Origin of the sequence: Thalassospira sp. MCCC 1A02898 (assembly GCF_001618185.1) — a bacterium.
Lineage (GTDB): Bacteria > Pseudomonadota > Alphaproteobacteria > Rhodospirillales > Thalassospiraceae > Thalassospira > Thalassospira tepidiphila.
This window is the reverse complement of record NZ_LPXK01000001.1, coordinates 176,318-195,107: the sequence shown is the minus strand read 5'-3', so window position 1 is coordinate 195,107 and position 18,790 is coordinate 176,318. Positions and strand designations below refer to the sequence as shown.

Annotated in this window: 10 protein-coding genes; 8 read left to right on the top strand and 2 right to left on the bottom strand. The window is 54.3% G+C overall.

Features of this window, described 5'->3' with window-relative positions; all coding sequences use genetic code 11:
* Nucleotides 1-72 precede the first annotated feature (72 nt).
* The 8 genes from mutM (at nt 73) to AUQ41_RS00800 (ending at nt 14,533) form a co-directional block, all read left to right on the top strand.
* Nucleotides 73-912 (top strand): bifunctional DNA-formamidopyrimidine glycosylase/DNA-(apurinic or apyrimidinic site) lyase, encoded by an 840-nt coding sequence (gene mutM, locus AUQ41_RS00835; protein WP_008888962.1) that lies wholly within the window; start codon nt 73-75, stop codon nt 910-912.
* Between the two features lie 186 nt (nt 913-1,098).
* A complete protein-coding gene (locus AUQ41_RS00830; RefSeq protein WP_063085970.1) occupies nt 1,099-1,875 on the top strand; it encodes an enoyl-CoA hydratase in 777 nt (258 codons plus the stop codon).
* Nucleotides 1,876-2,061: 186 nt separating this feature from the next.
* Entirely contained in the window at nt 2,062-2,322 is a 261-nt protein-coding gene (gene rpsT / locus AUQ41_RS00825) for a 30S ribosomal protein S20 (protein ID WP_008888964.1), read from the top strand.
* Nucleotides 2,323-2,711: 389 nt separating this feature from the next.
* Nucleotides 2,712-4,277, top strand: a complete 1,566-nt coding sequence (gene dnaA / locus AUQ41_RS00820; protein WP_083952881.1) for a chromosomal replication initiator protein DnaA — start codon at nt 2,712-2,714, stop codon at nt 4,275-4,277.
* 329 nt (nt 4,278-4,606) lie between these two features.
* On the top strand, nt 4,607-5,725 hold the full coding sequence (gene dnaN, locus AUQ41_RS00815; protein ID WP_008888966.1) for a DNA polymerase III subunit beta: 1,119 nt from the start codon (nt 4,607-4,609) through the stop codon (nt 5,723-5,725).
* 64 nt (nt 5,726-5,789) lie between these two features.
* The gene (recF, locus tag AUQ41_RS00810; protein ID WP_063085968.1) at nt 5,790-6,950 is read left to right on the top strand and encodes a DNA replication/repair protein RecF; all 1,161 of its coding nucleotides are present in this window, start codon (nt 5,790-5,792) and stop codon (nt 6,948-6,950) included.
* 19 nt (nt 6,951-6,969) lie between these two features.
* Complete coding sequence (gene gyrB, locus AUQ41_RS00805; protein WP_008888968.1) at nt 6,970-9,426, top strand: DNA topoisomerase (ATP-hydrolyzing) subunit B; 2,457 nt, start codon at nt 6,970-6,972, stop codon at nt 9,424-9,426.
* Nucleotides 9,427-9,673: 247 nt separating this feature from the next.
* Nucleotides 9,674-14,533: a CHASE domain-containing protein gene (locus tag AUQ41_RS00800; RefSeq protein ID WP_083952882.1), complete on the top strand. Its 4,860-nt coding sequence runs from the start codon at nt 9,674-9,676 to the stop codon at nt 14,531-14,533.
* A gap of 25 nt (nt 14,534-14,558) precedes the next feature.
* On the opposite strand, the gene AUQ41_RS00795 is transcribed toward AUQ41_RS00800, so the two are convergent.
* Nucleotides 14,559-17,162 carry a hybrid sensor histidine kinase/response regulator gene (locus AUQ41_RS00795; protein WP_083952883.1) on the bottom strand — a complete coding sequence of 868 codons (2,604 nt, stop codon included), beginning with the start codon at nt 17,160-17,162 and terminating at the stop codon, nt 14,559-14,561.
* Nucleotides 17,163-17,359: 197 nt separating this feature from the next.
* Nucleotides 17,360-18,739 carry an aspartate aminotransferase family protein gene (locus AUQ41_RS00790; RefSeq protein ID WP_063085962.1) on the bottom strand — a complete coding sequence of 460 codons (1,380 nt, stop codon included), beginning with the start codon at nt 18,737-18,739 and terminating at the stop codon, nt 17,360-17,362.
* Nucleotides 18,740-18,790 lie beyond the last annotated feature (51 nt).

Here is an 18,790-nt window from a genome sequence, read left to right as displayed (position 1 = left end):
GATTTCAGTCGTTGAATTGCGCGCAAGCCGTAGTCTAAAAGTCACACACCCTTGTTTATATGAGTTCCAGATATGCCCGAATTGCCAGAGGTCGAAACAGTCACCCGTGGTCTGACACCCGTCATGGAAGGACGGGTGGTCAATCATGTGGTGCAGCGACGTGCCAACCTGCGCTTTCCCTTCCCGGAGGGTTTTGTTGATCGCATGGCCGGGCGCACCATCAATCAGCTGACCCGGCGGGCAAAATACATTCTGGGCTACCTTGATGACGGGCAGGTACTGCTGATCCATCTTGGCATGTCTGGTCGCATGACCATTCACAATGATCCGACTGTCGAGGTGCCCGAAGCGGGCAAGCATGACCATGTCGATTTTGTCATGGCCGACGGGGCTGTGGTGCGGTTCAACGATCCGCGGCGCTTTGGTGTCATTACCCTGATCGCGGGCGACGAGGTCGCAAGCCACAAGATGCTGGCCGGTATCGGGCCCGAGCCGCTTGGCAATGCGTTTAATGCCGACGTTCTGGCAGCGGGAATCGCCAAACGGGCAAGTCCGATCAAGACCGTATTGCTCGATCAGAAACTGGTGGCTGGTCTTGGCAACATCTATGTATGCGAAGCCCTGTTCCGATCGGGCATCGCACCGGACCGTCTGGCAAAGGATCTTAAACCCGGCGAAATCGAACGGCTTTACCGAGAAATCCGTCTGGTGCTTGAAGATGCGATTGCTGCCGGTGGTTCAAGCCTTAAGGACTATCGTCAAAGCAATGGCGAGCTTGGCTATTTCCAGCACAATTTCCGTGTCTATGGCCGCGAGGGCGAAACCTGCATCGCCGATGGTTGCGATAGCACCATCGCGCGGATTGTTCAGGCCGGACGGTCGACCTTCTTCTGCCCAACCTGCCAGAAATAATATAGGCGGTACCCGAATCTTAAAGTCGGGGTAGCTAAAGGTGCCGATAACAGGTTCGGTTGCGGCCCGGGATCAAAATCGGTAAAACAGTATCAAATTATGGTTTCAGGCGAATCGGCCCGATAACCCCACAGCGACTCACACCCGGAGTCCCGCGGGCCGAACAGCGATAAAAGGATCACTTGCATGTCTTATGAAAACATCATCGCCGAGAAAAAGGGCAATGTCGGCCTGATCACGCTTAACCGTCCCAAGGCGCTCAATGCGCTGTGTGATGCGCTGATCAAGGATATCGGTGCTGCTCTTGATGATTTCGAATCCGATGAAGACATCCGCGCCATCGTCATTACCGGGTCGGAACGCGCCTTTGCCGCCGGTGCCGACATCAAGGAAATGGCCGATTACGACTATATGGACGTTTATAAGAACGACTTCATCACCAAGGGCTGGACCCGCGTTGCAAGCTGCCGCAAGCCGACCATTGCCGCAGTCGCCGGATTCGCATTGGGCGGTGGCTGTGAAATGGCGATGATGTGCGACATCATGATTGCCGCCGACACCGCCAAGTTCGGTCAGCCGGAAATCACCATCGGCACCATTCCCGGTGCAGGCGGGACACAGCGCCTGACCCGTGCGGTTGGCAAGGCCAAGGCGATGGAAATGTGTCTGACCGGGCGCATGATGGATGCCGAGGAAGCCGAACGTGCCGGACTGGTGGCGCGAATCGTTCCGGCCGACTCGCTGCTTGATGAAGCCATGCAACTGGCCGAAAAGATCGCCTCCTTCTCGGGTCCGGTATCGATGAAGGTCAAGGAATCGGTCAACAAGGCCTATGAGATGACCCTGACCGAAGGCCTGATGTTCGAACGTCGCGAATTCCATTCGACCTTCGCACTCGAAGATCGCGCCGAAGGCATGAAAGCCTTTGGCGAGAAACGTAAGCCCGCCTTCAAGCACCGCTGATTGCGGGGTGATCAGGGCAAGTTGACCTCTGATTCCGTGCCTGCATATCTGCCTTGCGGCGCAAAAGAGTCCGAAGCCGCAGAAATTGAGGCATTATGGCGGTATCGGGGGTTGACGAGGGTTTCGGACAGAGCTATAAGCCGCGCTCCGAATTACGTAACATTTGTTTGAAGAGACAGGTTCGCAATGGCTCACCATAAATCGGCCAAGAAGCGCATTCGCCGCAACGCCGCACGTGCAGAAGTTAATGGTGCACGTATCGGTCGCATTCGTACCTTCGTTAAGAAGGTCGAGGCTGCGCTGAACACTGGCGATAAAGATGCTGCTCTGGCTGCGATGAAAATCGCCGAGCCGGAAATGGCGCGTGGCGCACAGCTTGGTGTTCTGCACAAGAACACCGTTGCTCGCAAGGTTTCGCGCCTGACCGCGCGTATCAAAGCGCTTTAATTTATCCCTTACGGGATGGCGAGTCGAAGGCCGCACCTTGGGTGCGGCCTTTTCGCTGCCCGGATTTCGCAGAATCACCTTTTGTTCCTTGGTTGCGCGGGTGCAAGAAACCGCAGAAAACAAGGGCCGTTTTGGTTGCGAAATCCTTTTAACGTTCTGTTAAAGATCGCCTTGCCTGATGTGGGTCACATCAGTACAGTGTTTGAACTTCGCAGGCCGCGCAAAGCGACCAGTGACGAAGAACTAAAAACAAAAGGCGCGAGTACACTTCCTGATTTTGTGGAAGGCCAACGTGTTGGTCACTGCGGTGATCAACGCGACACAGTATCGTTTTGTCTTTTGCGGTCTTTGTGGTGGTGAAATCGGGATATCGGGGAAAGGTTCTTACAGTGCAGCACGCCGTGAGGGACACACAATCGGCACTTGGGCAATCCAACGGGGGGATTGCGGGTGACCAGCACGCAGCACTTGATGATCACGCAGTGGCAACCTGGCAAGTCGTACGCGAAAAGCTGCGCGCCGAATTTGGCGCAACGGCCTATCGCTATTGGCTGGAACCGGTTGCCCTGATGGCCGTAGAAGCCGGCGTGGCTCGTTTGGGTGCACCGACTCGTGCCATGCGTGACTGGGTGACGCAGCACTATCTCGACCGTATCCAGAATTTCTGGCACGCCGAAGATTCCGATGTGCATTTCGTTGAAATCAATATCGTTTCGGGCGCGACTGCGCAGAACGATGCGTCTGCTTCGGGTTCTTCTTCGGCCAAGTCGACATCGGCAAACGCCACGACCGCGCGTACCAAATCCGCGCGCACTTCCCATTCCTCAGGCCATTCCCCAAGCCATTCCTCGGAAAACAATACCGTGGTCATTGCGCCGTCCCCGTCAAATGGATCAGGCCGCACCGCCATTGCCAGCATGTCTGATGACGGCATCTCGGCTGCCCTGGATCCGCGCTACACCTTTGATAACTTCGTGCTGGGCAAACCAAACGAGTTCGCCTATGCCGCCGCCCGCCGGCTGGCAGAGGCCGAATCGGTCCCGTTCAACCCGCTGTTCCTCTATGGTGGCGTTGGTCTTGGTAAAACCCACCTGATGCATGCGATTGCCTGGCATATTCGCCGCACCCAGCCGCATCGTACGGTGATCTACCTCTCGGCCGAGAAATTTATGTATCGCTTTATTCGGGCGCTGCGCGACAAGAACACGGTCGATTTCAAGGACCAGTTCCGCTCGGTCGATGTGTTGATGGTTGATGATGTCCAGTTCATCTCGGGCAAGGATTCGACCCAGGAAGAATTCTTCCACACCTTTAACGCACTTGTCGATCAGGGCCGTCAGATCATTGTGTCGGCGGATAAATCGCCCTCCGATCTCGAAGATATCGAGGAACGCCTGCGGTCGCGTCTGGGCTCTGGCCTTGTTGCCGATATTCACGCCACCACCTACGAGCTGCGTCTGGGCATTTTGGAGGCCAAGGCTGAACGTCAGGGTGTCGAACTGCCCCAGCGCGTCATGGAATTCCTTGCCCACAAGATCACCGCCAACGTGCGTGAACTCGAAGGCGCGCTTAACCGCGTGATTGCTCATTCCCAACTGGTCGGTCGCGAGATCGGGCTGGAAATGGTCCAGGACATCCTCCACGACGTCCTGCGCGCTTCCGAGCGCCGGGTTTCGATCGAGGAAATCCAGAAACGCGTGGCTGAGCATTTCAACATCAAGGTGTCCGACATGCATTCCGCCCGCCGTGCGCGTGCGGTCGCCCGTCCGCGTCAGGTGGCAATGTATCTGTCCAAGCAGCTCACCACCCATTCGCTGCCGGAAATCGGCCGCAAGTTTGGTGGTCGTGACCACACCACGGTGATGCATGCCGTGCGCAAGATCGAAGAACTGCACGGAACGGATCCGTCACTCTGCGAAGATATCGATCTTCTGCGTCGGATGCTCGAAAGCTGATTGCGCGTAAAAGCGTGTCGAATTGTTGTGATTCATGATGAAATCCGCCGTGTTTTCCGGCGGATTTTGTTTTTGAATCATCTGGATTTTTAGCTGCAATTTTATCGTCGAAACTGCGAGTCGCACGGTTTGCGCTGCTTTGCGCGTTCGGGGCGTATTTTTGTCCGCCGACTCCTTTTATTTGCTTGGGTTTAGGCCGTAAAAATCCTTCGATTTCCAAGCCAGCATGTTATAATGCGATTTCCGCACCCGAAAGGGTGTGGGTCAGGTAAGAAAATCGATTAAAAATCAATTTGTTAAACGAATACTGACAGACGGATAGGACGGGCATGAAGCTGACCATCGAACGCGCGGCGCTGTTGAAATCGCTGACCCATGTTCAAAGCGTTGTTGAACGACGTAACACCATTCCGATTCTGTCCAATATTTTGCTCCGGGCAGAGAATGATCGTCTTGCGCTGACCGCGACCGATATGGACCTCGAAGTCATCGAAACCACGACGGCCGAGGTGTCCGAACCGGGCGCGACCACGACCCCTGCCCATACCCTGTATGAAATCGTGCGCAAGCTGCCCGAAGGCTCCCAGGTGCAAATCTCGCTTGAGCCGGGTGCAGGCCGTCTGACCCTTTCGGCTGGTCGTTCGAAGTTCAATCTTGCCGTTCTGCCGGTTGATGATTTCCCGGTCATGTCGGGGGGCGACCTTCCGGTCAGCTTCGGTCTGGCAGCGGCTGAGCTGCGCGGCCTGATTGACCGCGCCGAATTCGCGATCTCGACCGAGGAAACCCGGTATTACCTCAACGGGATCTATTTCCATGCCACCGACGCCGAAGGCACCAAGATCCTGCGCGCAGTTGCAACCGATGGTCACCGTCTGGCGCGCGTCGAGGCCCCGCTGCCTGATGGTGCGGAAAACATGCCGGGCGTGATCGTGCCGCGCAAAACCGTTGGTGAACTGCGCAAACTGATCGAGGAAACCGGCGAAGCCGTCGATATCGCGCTGTCTGATACCAAAATCCGTTTTGGTTTCGGCGATGCGGTTCTGACTTCCAAGCTGATTGACGGTACCTTCCCGGATTACGAACGCGTGATCCCGTCGGGCAATGACAAGACCCTTGATATCGAATGCAAGGCATTTGCCGATGCGGTCGACCGTGTATCGGCGATCTCGATTGAAAAATCCCGTGCGGTGAAGGTTGTTCTGTCGGGCAATACCCTGACCCTTTCGGCTTCCAGCCCCGAACACGGCACCGCGTCCGAGGAACTTGAAATCAACTATGATGCCGAGGATATCGAAATCGGCTTTAACTCGCGCTATCTGCTCGACATCGCCAAGCAGGTTAAGGGCGATACGCTTAACCTTCTGATGTCGGACGGATCCAGCCCGACCATCCTGCGTGACACCGACGACCTTTCGGCATTGTACGTTCTGATGCCGATGCGTGTTTGACGGTTAGTACGATCAAGCTGTGGCTGCTCTTGCCAATAACCTCATGCCAAAAGACGGGGTGTCGATGACAGGCCGTCTTGCTGTTTCCCGCATCCAGCTCAGCGAGTTTCGCTGTTACGAAGGCCTGCGACTGTCGCTCGACAGCTCGCCGGTCGTGCTGACGGGGCCAAACGGGGCGGGCAAGACCAACCTGCTTGAGGCTGTCTCGCTTCTGGCACCGGGCGGTGGATTGCGCCGGGCCAAGCTGGGCGAAATCGCCCGAAGCACCCCGCCAGCCGATACCGGCGCACTTCGGGCCTGGGCCGTTGCGGCAGATGTCGATACGCCGGACGGAGCGTTTCAATTGGGCACCGGGCTTGATCCGGCCGCCCTTGAACAGGGCCGCGAACGCCGTGCTGTGCGCATCGATGGACAGGCCCAACGTGGGCAGGCCGCATTGGGGCGGGTTTGTGCCGCGGTCTGGCTGACGCCGCAAATGGATCGACTGTTTCTGGATGGTCCGTCGGCGCGCAGGCGCTTTCTGGATCGGCTGGTATATGGCCTTGATCCCGATCACAGCAGCCGCGTTGCCGCCTACGAGCATTCGCTGCGCTCACGCGCCAAGCTGCTTAAGGAAGGCAAGGCTGACGATAAATGGCTGACCTCGATCGAGGATTCGATGGTGCGTCATGGCATTGCGGTTGCGGTCGCACGTGCAGAATTGCTTGAACGGCTGCGACGTGCCGGGACCATGGCGATCGGACCGTTTCCGGCCGCCCGTCTGGCTTTGACCGGGGACCTTGAAGACTGGCTCGAAAACCTGCCAGCGGTCGAGGTCGAAGATAAAATGCGGGCCGCATTGCGCGACGGACGTTCACGTGATGCGACCTACGGCGGGGCGGTGGTCGGCCCGCAACGCAGTGATCTGCTGGTTTGGCACGATGCAAAGGGCCAGTCGGCGGATCAATGTTCCACCGGGGAACAAAAGGCGTTGTTGCTGTCGATCATTATGGCCAATACCCGCCTGCAGACAAAGGCACGCGGGGCTGGCCCGCTCTTGTTGCTTGATGAAGTGGTTGCGCATCTCGATGCAGAACGCCGCAGCCACTTGTTTGATGAAATCGTGGCGCTTGGCGTCCAGGCCTGGATGACAGGCACGGACCGGGCGCTGTTTGAAGGTTTGGACGGTCGTGCGCAATTCTTCCGCGTGGAAGATGCCACACTGACCCTTGAAACCACTCAGTGAATGCCGAGGTTCTGACCCTATGACCAACGAAACCGAAACGCCGAACACTGGTGAACAGTCGCAGGAGTATGGCGCAGAATCGATCAAGGTTCTTAAGGGCCTTGAAGCTGTGCGCAAACGTCCGGGCATGTATATCGGCGATACCGATGACGGTACCGGTTTGCACCATATGATCTACGAAGTCGTCGACAACGCAATCGACGAAGCCTTGGCCGGTCACTGCGATACCGTCTGGGTACAGCTTAACGGTGATGGTTCTGCCACCATCCGCGATAACGGCCGTGGCATTCCGACCGACATGCACAAGGAAGAAGGCGTTTCCGCCGCCGAGGTCATCATGACCCAGCTGCATGCCGGCGGCAAATTCGACCAGAACTCCTATAAGGTTTCCGGTGGTCTGCACGGCGTGGGTGTGTCGGTGGTGAACGCGCTTTCGACGCTGCTCAAGCTCCGCGTCTGGCGTAACGGCAAAGAACACTACATGGAGTTTTCCGGTGGGGACGCGATCAAGCCGCTTGAGGTTGTTGGCGATGCACCGCTGACCGCGGATGGCACGCCGCTTTCGGGGACCGAAGTCACCTTCTACCCGGATGCCGAAATCTTCACTATGACCGATTTCGACCTGCCGACACTGGAACACCGCCTGCGCGAACTGGCCTTCCTGAACTCTGGCGTGATCCTGACGCTGCGTGATGAACGCAGTGGTGAGCCGACCGAAACCAAGCTGCATTACGAAGGCGGTATTCGCGCCTTTGTCGAATATCTTGACCGTAACAAGGCGCGTCAGATCGAAGAAGCCATTTGCATCGAAGGCGAAAAAGACGGCATCACCGTCGAAGTCGCCCTGCAATGGAATGACAGCTACCACGAAACCACGCTGTGCTTTACCAACAACATCCCGCAGCGTGATGGCGGGACGCACATGGCCGGTTTCCGTGCCGCTCTGACCCGTCAGATCAACAACTACGCTCAGGAAAGCGGCATCGCCAAAAAGGAAAAGGTCGCCCTTTCCGGCGATGATGCCCGCGAAGGCCTGTCTTGCGTGATTTCGGTCAAGGTTCCGGATCCGAAATTCTCATCCCAGACCAAGGACAAGCTGGTCTCGTCCGAAGTCCGTCCGGTGGTTGAAAACATCGTCAATGACAAGCTTGCCCAATGGCTTGAAGAACATCCGCAGGACGCGCGCAAGATCGTCTCCAAGGTGGTCGAAGCCGCCTCTGCCCGTGAAGCGGCCCGTAAAGCACGTGAACTGACCCGCCGCAAGGGCGCGCTTGATATCTCGTCCCTGCCGGGCAAATTGGCTGACTGTCAGGAACGCGATGCGTCCAAAGCCGAACTGTTCATCGTGGAGGGTGATTCCGCAGGTGGTTCGGCCAAACAGGGCCGTGAACGTGGTTTCCAGGCCATCCTGCCGCTGCGCGGTAAGATCCTCAACGTCGAACGCGCACGCTTTGACAAGATGCTTTCAAGTCAGGAAATCGGCACCCTGATTACCGCCATGGGTACCGGTATTGGCCGCGATGACTTCAATATCGAAAAGGCCCGTTACCACAAAATCATCATCATGACTGACGCCGACGTCGATGGTGCGCATATCCGAACCCTGCTTTTGACCTTCTTCTACCGTCAGATGCCTGAATTGATCGAGCGCGGCTATCTCTATATCGCGCAGCCGCCGCTTTATCGCGCCAAACGCGGTAACTCGGTCCAGTATCTCAAGGACGACCGCGAGATGGAGCAATACCTGACCGCACAGGGCACCGAAGAAGCCGTGCTTACCCTTTCCGGTGGCCAACAGCTTGCGGGGCCTGATCTTGTGCGTGTGGTCGAACTGGCGCGTAAGGCCAAGGGCTTCTTGGAGCCGCTATCGATCAAGCTTCCGATCTCCGTGCTCGAACAGGCAACGCTTGCCGGTGCGTTGAACCCGGCATTGCTTGATGACGATGGCAAACGCCTCGAAGCGGCCGAAACGCTCGCCAAACATCTTGATACCCTTGAAGAAGACTATGATCGCGGCTGGCACGGCGAAGCACCGCTCGATGAAATCGTGCTCTGGCGGATGCTGCGCGGCGTTGAACAGCGTCACGTGATTGATGGCAACATCCTGCGCTCGGCCGAGGCGCGTGCGATTGCCGGTATCCTTGGCGAACTGCGCGAACTGTTTGAAAAGGGTGCAGAATTCGTTGCCAAGGACAAGACCTGGAAAATCAACGGTCCGGTCGATCTGGTCAATGCGGTGATGGAATATGGCCGCCGCGGCATTTCGGTCCAGCGCTATAAAGGTCTGGGTGAAATGAACCCGGATCAGCTTTGGGAAACCACGCTCGATCCGAACGTCCGTTCGCTGCTGCAGGTCAAAGTCGCCCACGCCGACGAGGCCGAGGAAGTCTTCTCCACCCTCATGGGCGACGTCGTCGAACCCCGCCGCGACTTCATCCAGTCGAACGCACTAAAGGTCGCGAACCTCGACGTATAAGCGACCTTGACTGTGAATTGACTCATAAAACTGGAAACGCGACACATAAATTTAGAATCTGTGACGCATAACCTTGGAAAGGCCTGCTGATGCGGGCCTTTCTTGTTTTTGGAGCTCCGTGTTGCAAGTTTTGAAAGCACCATGGTTATTCGCGTTCGAATTCACCTAGCACCTTGTTCTCTTTGATGATCGTCCAAACATAGTATCTTACAACTTTTTGTAGATACACTCTGTGGGCTGTTTACACATGAAAGAACCAGTGCGGCAAGGCGTTGCCAACGCAGTGACGGCAGAACGTGATAAGGGCAGCTCGACGGGCTCAATCATTGCCATACCTGCCCTGGCTTTATTGCTTGGGCTGCTCATCTCATTTGCGCTTGGTTGGTCCTGGAACACCCGAAACGAAGAGGCCATCAACGCCGAGTTGTTGCGACTGACGGATCAGGCCGAAGAACTGGTCAAAACCCGCTTTGGTGTCTACGAGTACGGTTTGCGTGGTTTGCGTGGTGTGGTCATCACGGCTGGCCCCGAAAACCTGACCCGAGCCGAAATACAACGCTATATTGTGTCGCGTGAAAACAGGCGGGAGTTCCCCGGTGCGCGCGGTTTTGGCTATATCAAGTTTGTTGAGGCCGAAGATACTCAGCAATTCCTTGAGCGTGCCCGCGCTGATGATTTTCCCGATTTTGGCATTCGCGAACTATCCCCAAATTCCGGTGACCGGTTTGTTATTCAGTATATCTATCCCCTTGCGGGGAACGAAGGCGCCACGGGTCTTGATATCGCATCTGAGGCAAACCGACGGGCTGCCGCGCTCGAAGCAGCACGCACCGGCGATGTAAGACTGACCCAGCCGATTACGCTTGTTCAGGCCGATGGTAATGTCAGACGCGGCTTCTTGGTGCTGTTGCCTGTTTACCATCCGGGTATGCCGATCGGCACTCCGGATCAAAGGGAACAGGCGATCGCCGGTTGGTCTTACGCACCACTCGTCGTTGACGAGGTCCTGTATGACTTTGAACCCAACCTTGGCAATATCAGCCTGACACTTACCGATTTGTCGGAGTCCGAACCATTCTTTGTGTCGGACACGTCCGGGCAGCAACCATCGGAAAGACTGACCCAATCGCGTCAGATTAAGGTCAAGGGGCGCGACTGGTTGATGCAGACAGCCGTTTTACCTGGTCTATCACAAAGCATTGGTCTGCTTAGCCCATGGCTGATTTCTGCGCTTGCCGCGGCTCTGTCATTTGCTGTTTCAAGCATTATCTGGTGGCAGATGATCTCGCGGAGGAAGAATTTCCATCAAGCCTATGACAAAGACCTAAGTGTTATCGCCTTTCTGCGGCAGCCAATCGCGATTTCGTCAACAACCTTGCTGTTGGGCTTGTCTTTGTTGGTGTGTTTGGCGACCGCTGTTTATATCTGGCGAACCAATATATCGACATTTTCTGATGAGCTGATTGACCGCACAGCTGAGGCAATCGACGCGCATCAGGATAATTACTCGGATTACAAAGCAGCCGTGAGCTTCTTTGCGACAAGCGTTCAGTCAATGGCATCTTTTCAGAGTTATCTTGATGATGAAAAGGTCGCGCCCGCCGTCTGGAAAGATCAAATTGCAGATTCCTTTGTCGCCTTCATGCTGTCTTCTGAGGCCGTTACCCAAGCACGCATTGTTGGTGTCGCCAATAATGGACGCGAGCTGGTCCGGGTTCAGTACGAAGACGGCCATCTCGTTAAATTTGATCAGTCACGGCTTCAGGAAAAAGCTCAAGAACCCTACATGCAGGCCGCCAATTCTTTGCGTCCCGGCGACATTTGGATTTCCGATATTAATCTGAACAGAGAGTTTGGCGAAATTGTAGAGCCTTTCGAGCCCACGGTTCGTTTTGTCTCGCCGATTTTTGACAACAGTCAGCAGCTGTTTGGTATCGCCATTCTGAATGTCGATGCCGAGGGGGTGCTTGCCGAGAGTCTTGCAACTGAGGCGCACGATCTTCTGGCGATTGCACTTGATCGGAATGCCCAGATTCTCGCCTATCCAGACGCTAGCCGAAATTTCGCCTTTGAAACGGGTGATGCCCCTGCATGGGACAAATTATCTCGTCAAATTGCACTTCCTTGGGGTGCAGATAGTCGACTTCAGATGTTTGACAGCGAATTTGGCGAACTTCTGACCGCAAGTGCGACAACCCAAGGCACTTCCAACGCGGCAAGTGGCCAGATCACCTACATCTTTGGCAAGCCGATGCGCAGCATCTATACCGCATTCCTTCGACCAGTAGGTGTTGTCGCGCTCGCCTTCTTTATCACCATCCTTGTTGTCCTGATGACTTTATATACCTCGTGGCGCAAGGGACGGCAGGAGCAGTTATTAGACGAGCAAATTGTTGCTGCAGACAGACTAAAGGAGCAGGAGGAACTGTTTCGCGGAATTCTCGCCGCAGCACCCGAGGCAATGCTGGTGATTGATGATCAAGGCATCATCACTCTTGCCAACGATCAGGCCGGATCAACATTTGCCTATGACACAGATGAACTGCTCGGCCGTTCCGTCAGCATATTTGTCAGACCTCAAGACGTCGCCGCCCATGAAGCGGGCATGAAGCAGTATATGACAAACCCTGGTTTGGTGGCGATGGGTCGTGACAGAGAAATCATCGCACAAAGGAAGGACGGCTCAACCTTCCCGATTGAAATAAGCCTCGCCCCGGCGCAGCTTTCGGGCAAAACAATTGTCATTGTGTCCCTACGTGACCTGACCGAGGCCCGCCGTGCAGAGGCGGTGTTGCTTGCCGCAAAAGAAGCCGCCCTGAAGGCAAGTGAAGCCAAGGGCGCCTTCATGGCCAATATCAGTCATGAAATCAGAACGCCGCTCAATGCGATTATCGGTCTGACCAGCCTGTTGTTTGATGATGACTTGCCTGATCGCCATCGGGATTATCTGAACAAGATCAATCTTGCAGGTCGTTCTTTGCTTGGCATCGTGAATGACGTTCTCGATCTTGCAAAGATCGAAGCCGACGAGATGACCCTTGAAAAGGTTGTCTTCGCCCCAAAAGAAAAACTGACCGAGGTTGAGACAGTTCTTAAGAATCAGGCTGAGAACGCTGGCATAAAATTGACAAGTGAAATTGGAACGGGCGTGCCGGACTTGGTGATTGGCGATGGTAACCGCCTTGGTCAAATTTTGACCAACCTTGTGGGCAATGCCATCAAATTCACGGAAAAAGGTTCTGTCACGCTCAAAGCCGAACTGGTCGAAACACAAAATGCCGATACGGCAGACAATGTCACTTTGCATTTCTCGGTAACCGATACCGGCATAGGCATCCCCCAAGACGTGCAGGCAAAATTGTTCCAGCCATTTTCGCAAGCCGACAGCAGCACGTCGCGCAAATTTGGCGGAACAGGACTTGGTCTGTCGATTGTACGAAAAATGGCCGATTTGATGGGCGGAACTTGCAGCCTTGTAAGCGAACCTGGAAAAGGCAGCACCTTTGCTGTGACCATTCCGTTTGAACTGGTCAAAGCAGATGGCAGTGACGAACAAGATACCGGGTCTGACCCCCTGTTTGTCTTTATTGTCGAAGACAATCAGGCTGACTGCTTGCGTTTGAAAGAACTGGCGACGTCTTTAGGGTGGCGTGCAATTGCGCTTTCCACCGGCCAAGAGCTGGTAGATGAGTATATGCAACGCCACAAAAACAACAGGCGGCTGCCAGATGCCATTATCATTGATTGGCAATTGCCCGACTTCGATGGGTTGCGCGCTATTCAAATGCTTGCAGATGAAGTCGGTGAGGACACCTTGCCCGCAGCCCTGATGATTTCGGCCTTTGACAAAGATAAAATTGCCGAAATAGACGCAAGCAGGCTGGTCGATGCAATCGTCAATAAACCGATTGACGGCTCCACCCTGTTTAACACCGTCAACGAAATCGTTTCGGCGAAAACCGGTCGTCTGAATAAAGTGCTGGAGCTCACAAGCACAGCCTCTTTGAATGCGAACTGGCTGGCTGATATCAAGGTTCTTGTCGTTGATGACAGTGCCCTGAACCGCGAAGTCGCACATCAAATACTTAAAAGAAATGGCGCGCATTCTGTGGCCGTCGAAAGCGCAGAGAAATGCATTGAACTGCTCGAAAAAACATCTCTGATGTTTGACGTGGTGCTGATGGATATTCAGATGCCCGGCATGGACGGGTACGAAGCTACGCGGTTTATTCGCAACAACCTGAAACTGGAAAATCTGCCGATCATTGCCCTGACAGCTGGTGCGCTTGTTGAGGAAAAGAAGGCAGCCCTCAATGCCGGGATGAATGACTTCCTGACCAAACCGATCGAACCGCAGAGCCTCATCACCAGAATAAGAGCATGCGTTGAACAAAGTCGCGGCCAATCAATTCCGGTAACCCCGCATGTATCGGCCGCAAAACCTCAAACGGCCGTGTCGGAAATCCCTGATCGCAACAACACTGCCAGCCCCCCTGCATCAGCAGATCCGGCGGCGCCAACTGTCTCTGACGAGACATTACCCCTCTGGGATAAGCAAAGGGGACTGACGTTGGTTCACGGCAACGAGGCCCTGTTGATCAGGATTGCCGGCTTGTTCCCGCCCCAGGCACGCGAGATCATCGATAAACTGCGTACGGCTTTGTCCGATGAAGATGCTAAAACCTGTGCGATGTTGCTGCATACGTTGCAAGGTGCCGCATCGCAAGTTGCCGCCCTCAAGGCGGCTGCACACGGCAAGAAACTTGAAAACGTCACACTTGAAGAAGGCGTCTCCACCTTGAAAACGCAGTTCGATGAGTTTGCCAAAACTGTCGAAGATACGGCAATCCTTATCGAAGCGTGGCTGACGAATGGCGTATCAGAAACCGCGCCAGCCAACGGCCAGAACGAGGAGCTGATAAACTTGTTGAATTTGCTTGAAGCTGGAAGTGCTGATGCGATGGAAAAATTCAAACAAGTGACATCAGAGCTGGCGGAATTGACCTCTCACGATCAAGTAGCAGTCATGGAAAACCATCTACGCAATCTTGACTTCGACATTGTTGCCGAGATGATCAAACCCATTGCGAAAAGTAACTCAGAATAACAAACCAGACGCAAAAATCCGGTGGTTAAACACTTACGTTATCGCTGGCGCGTCCCAACTCAGTCGCGAGATATGAAATCAGCAATTTGCCAATATGCGAAACATGATCAAGGTGCGCAACAAACCGCGTAATAGAGTGCTTGAGTGCATCTTGATCCGACTGATTTGCCTTAACCATCGCGAAGTCATTGGCCAGTGACTTCGCGTACTCACTGCCCTTGGGATCACCGACCAGAGACAGCATACCACCCAGTGTTTGGAGTTCTCTTACAATGTCCTCTTGCACATTTTCTGGAGTATGTTTGGCCAATTGACCGCGGACACGTCCGATATCAAGGATAAGGCTTTCAAGCGCACGATTATATGATGCGATGCTGCCATCAAAATTGCCAATCGCAGATTTAAGGTCGATGCCGAATTCACCTGCAAGTGACGTCGCGCGTTCTGATAAGTTGATATATTCCTTGTCCGACGTCTCGGCTGGTTTTTCACGCAGGTTGTTGACAATGGTTGCAGCAATCTCTTTTGCCAGAAACGGCTTTTGCACCACGTCTTGCGCCCCTGATTTAAAGCAATCGCTGCGCACGGTTTCCGATGTATTTGCTGTCATAATGACAATTGGCAAAGAAAGATAACCAAGTGACCTGATCTGCTTGACCGCAGACAAGCCATCAAGATCAGGCATATGTATATCCATCAGAACAAGGTCAAGCGCACTGGCGGCGTTCTGGATTGTCGAAATTGCTCCATATCCGCCACCGGCCGTAATGACCTTTGCCCCGTACAAAGACAGGAACTCCTTGGCGACCTCAAGGTTCATGGCATTGTCATCAACAACCAGAATTTTCCGTCCCGCTAACATGTCGACCTCCGGCTGTTTCTCGATGTTCGCGAGCACAAATTTGTCAGGCTCATATTTGTGGGCCATGGCATCAGCAACCGCGTCAAGCAACATGGTTACACTGACCGGCTTGGTAAGAAATCCGTTGATGACTTTTGATCGGTCCAGGGAGCTTTTTGACAGAAAATCGTGACTGTGTGCCGTGATCATCACGATAATAGGAAGCTTCCCACCATCGATTTCCTCGCGGATTTTTTGTGAGGTATCCCAGCCGTCAATGTCTGGCATACGCCAATCGACCAGTACGATGTCATAGGCCGCATCAAGGGCGGATTTAAAATTCATCATATGCAATGCAGACTCTCCCGACGCAGCGACGTCTGCATGCCACCCTATTTCGTGGGCAAGTTCCTGAAGCACCTCGCGAGATGCTGGATTGTCATCAATGATCAGAGCGCGAAGGTTTTTCAGATGGTTCGGGACAACAAAGGCGGCTCCCATATCGTCCGTGACAACCCCCTTTAACGTCAGTTTAAAGCCGGGATTATCTGCGAAAAAGCGGCCAGCCTGCAGTTCGCCTTTGACGGCACCCGCAAGGCGCCTTGCGATTTCAAGATCAAGACTGATCTTGTCGGGATCGTGAATGGAGCCGGTTTTGATCCGGGGCAACGTCGCTGAGTTCTGCAGGACCTCAATGCTCAGTTCAGTCGCACTGTTATTACTCTCAAAAATTCTTGGCCTGACTAAGATGGATCCGTCCAGCTCGGTCTGGACGATATGCGCCACAAGATGGCCAATAAGCTTTTCAAGAACCTCCCGCGGGAACCGTACATTTCGGAAAACAGAGCGATCTGTATCGTACAGCACCTCGAAAGTATCGGAATCGGTGCGACGGTTCAGAGTATCGGAAAGGCCACGTAAAAGCTCGTCAATGCTGTAAACGTTGCCAGCCTTGCCGGAGTACTCGTCGATTTCGAAGAAATCTATGAGGGTATCAACACTCTCAAGAATCAACTTGGTAGAGCTATCAAGCGCATCAAGATATTTTGTTTGTTGCTTGGGATCGGGGCCACCTCTCAGAAGCTCGATCATGCCGAGCAACCCTTGCAGTTCGGTTCTCAAGCCATGATTGAGCTCTTTTAGCAAGGAGCGGTCATCGTCACGCAACCGCAAGGCCTCTATCATTTCAATTCTTCGGTTCTCGCCAAATTTGGCTTCGGACAGGGGTTCGGCGATCTCAATAAACAGTGCCCGATCGTCAGGCCCGGGATACCCCACCCAAGTCAGATGAAACACACCGTGACTTTTCACCTTGCCGCGCAGGCAAAGCTCTCCGGCAAGATAGCCAGACTTGCCAATTGCCAGTTGGGACGTTTCGATGTCCCAAACGTCGTCGCTTGAGGAGTGATTGTTAAAGGTAATATGTGCTTCTTTAAGGCGGTTTCTTGAGACGCCCCAAAGGTTCTCAAGAATATGATTGCTCTCAAGAATCTGTCGGTTCTGGTTGATGATCAGACAAGGCGACAAAGAGATTTCAAGGTAATCCTTGATGTTCTCCAGACCAGCGTGACCGTTCGTTTCTTCGTTATCTGTTGATCGACGATCATCCCAAACAAGCTCATTGGGCAAAAAGTAGCCAGCAAAGAACGCAGCAATGCTCGACATCAAAGCCGCAATGACAATGGCGGGATGAAGTTCATAGTCACCGCCAAGGGTCGCAAGTGAAATAACAACCAGAGCGATAGATACACAGAAAACTGTCAACGGCCAGAAACGACGCTTGTTCAATACCTTCTCCACCGACGGAAATGTTTATCGGATTGATATTGGGATGAATTGTTGTCGTTCAAGTTGCGCTGTACCTTAGATTTATTTTGCAGAACACCTTTCGTCATCAGAAGAAACAAAAAGCCGGAGACAAGTGAACATCTTGTCTCCGGCTTTGTTTTTGAGGTGTCGTGACCTTGTCGGTCGTCACTTCCTGATCACAGCATCCCTTCGGACTTCGCCCAATCAAGCGCCCGGTCAAGGGCACGGCCGAGGCGGGTGTGGATTTCGCGCACATCATCCTCGGTCACGATTAGCGGTGGGCAGAGTGCCACCGTGTCATAGACATTGCGGCAAATAAGCCCTTCTTCGGCGGCAAGGGCCACGACCTTGGCGGCAACCGTGCCCGGTTTGCCAAACGGTTGTTTGGTTTTTTTGTCTGCCATCTCAAGGCCGGCAATCAGGCCGACACCGCGAATTTCACCGATCAACGGATGATCGGAAAAGGCGCGCAAGCCATCCTGGAACATCGGCTCCAGGCGTTTGGCGTTGCCCATCAAATCGCGCTCTTCGATGATGTTGAGGTTTTCCAGACCAACCGCACAGGCAACCGGATGTCCGGTGCCGGTGAAGCCGTGGCCGAAATTGCCAAGTTTGGCGGTGTTATCGGCAATCGCGTTATAGACCTTGTCATTCACCACAATCGCCGCAAGTGGCATGTAGGACGAGGTCAGCTGTTTGGATGTCACCAGAATGTCCGGCGTGAAGCCATATTTTTCACAGCCAAAACGGGCACCAGTCCGGCCGAAACCGTTAATGACTTCGTCGGAAACAACCAGAATGTCGTACTTGTGGCAGATTTCCACCACACCCGGCCAGTAGCCTTCCGGCGGCGTCATAACACCGCCCGCACCCATTACCGGTTCGCCAATAAAGGCCGCAATGGTTTCCGGGCCTTCGGCGATGATGGTGTCTTCAAGTTCCTTCAAAAGGCGCGCGGTGAATTCTGCTTCCGTCTCGCCCTCTTCGCCATAACGCCAGAAATGCGGGCAGCTCAGATGCGTCACCGGAATAGCCGGAAGGTCAAAGTCCTTCTGGTTGCCAGCAAGCCCGGTCAGGGAGCCCGAGGCAATCGTAATCCCGTGATAGGCCTTGGTGCGCGACAGGAACTTCTTCTTTTCCGGGCGACCCAAACCGTTATTAAGGAACCAGGCCATCTTGACGACGGTGTCGTTGGCTTCCGATCCGGAATTGGTAAAGAACACGCGGTTCAGGCCCTCAGGCGTCATTTCCACCAGCTTTTCGGCCAGACGGATCGATGGCTCGTGCGCCTTGTGGGCAAAGCTGTGGTAATAGGGCAGGCGTTTAAGCTGCGCATAGGCCGCATCGGCCAGACGGGTTTCAGAAAAGCCAACCGCAACCGACCAAAGCCCGGCAAGACCTTCGATATATTCCTTGCCTTCGCTGTCGGTGACGCGGGCGCCATTGCCCTCGGCCATGATCATCGGGCCCTTTTCTTCGTGCAGTCGCATATTGGTGTACGGATGCATCGAATGTGCGATGTCGGACATGTGGAGCGAATTCGGCCGATGGTTCATGTGAAACTCCCGTTCTGATGATGAGGCCCTGATATGGGGCGGCCATTTTGT

What these genes read in the sequence shown, in the direction of transcription:
- mutM (WP_008888962.1), top strand. Translation starts at nt 73, where the DNA reads ATGCCCGAATTGCCAGAGGTCGAAACAGTCACCCGTGGTCTGACACCC.
- AUQ41_RS00830 (WP_063085970.1), top strand. Translation starts at nt 1,099, where the DNA reads ATGTCTTATGAAAACATCATCGCCGAGAAAAAGGGCAATGTCGGCCTG.
- rpsT (WP_008888964.1), top strand. Translation starts at nt 2,062, where the DNA reads ATGGCTCACCATAAATCGGCCAAGAAGCGCATTCGCCGCAACGCCGCA.
- dnaN (WP_008888966.1), top strand. Translation starts at nt 4,607, where the DNA reads ATGAAGCTGACCATCGAACGCGCGGCGCTGTTGAAATCGCTGACCCAT.
- recF (WP_063085968.1), top strand. Translation starts at nt 5,790, where the DNA reads ATGACAGGCCGTCTTGCTGTTTCCCGCATCCAGCTCAGCGAGTTTCGC.
- gyrB (WP_008888968.1), top strand. Translation starts at nt 6,970, where the DNA reads ATGACCAACGAAACCGAAACGCCGAACACTGGTGAACAGTCGCAGGAG.
- AUQ41_RS00800 (WP_083952882.1), top strand. Translation starts at nt 9,674, where the DNA reads ATGAAAGAACCAGTGCGGCAAGGCGTTGCCAACGCAGTGACGGCAGAA.
- AUQ41_RS00790 (WP_063085962.1), bottom strand. Translation starts at nt 18,739, where the DNA reads ATGAACCATCGGCCGAATTCGCTCCACATGTCCGACATCGCACATTCG.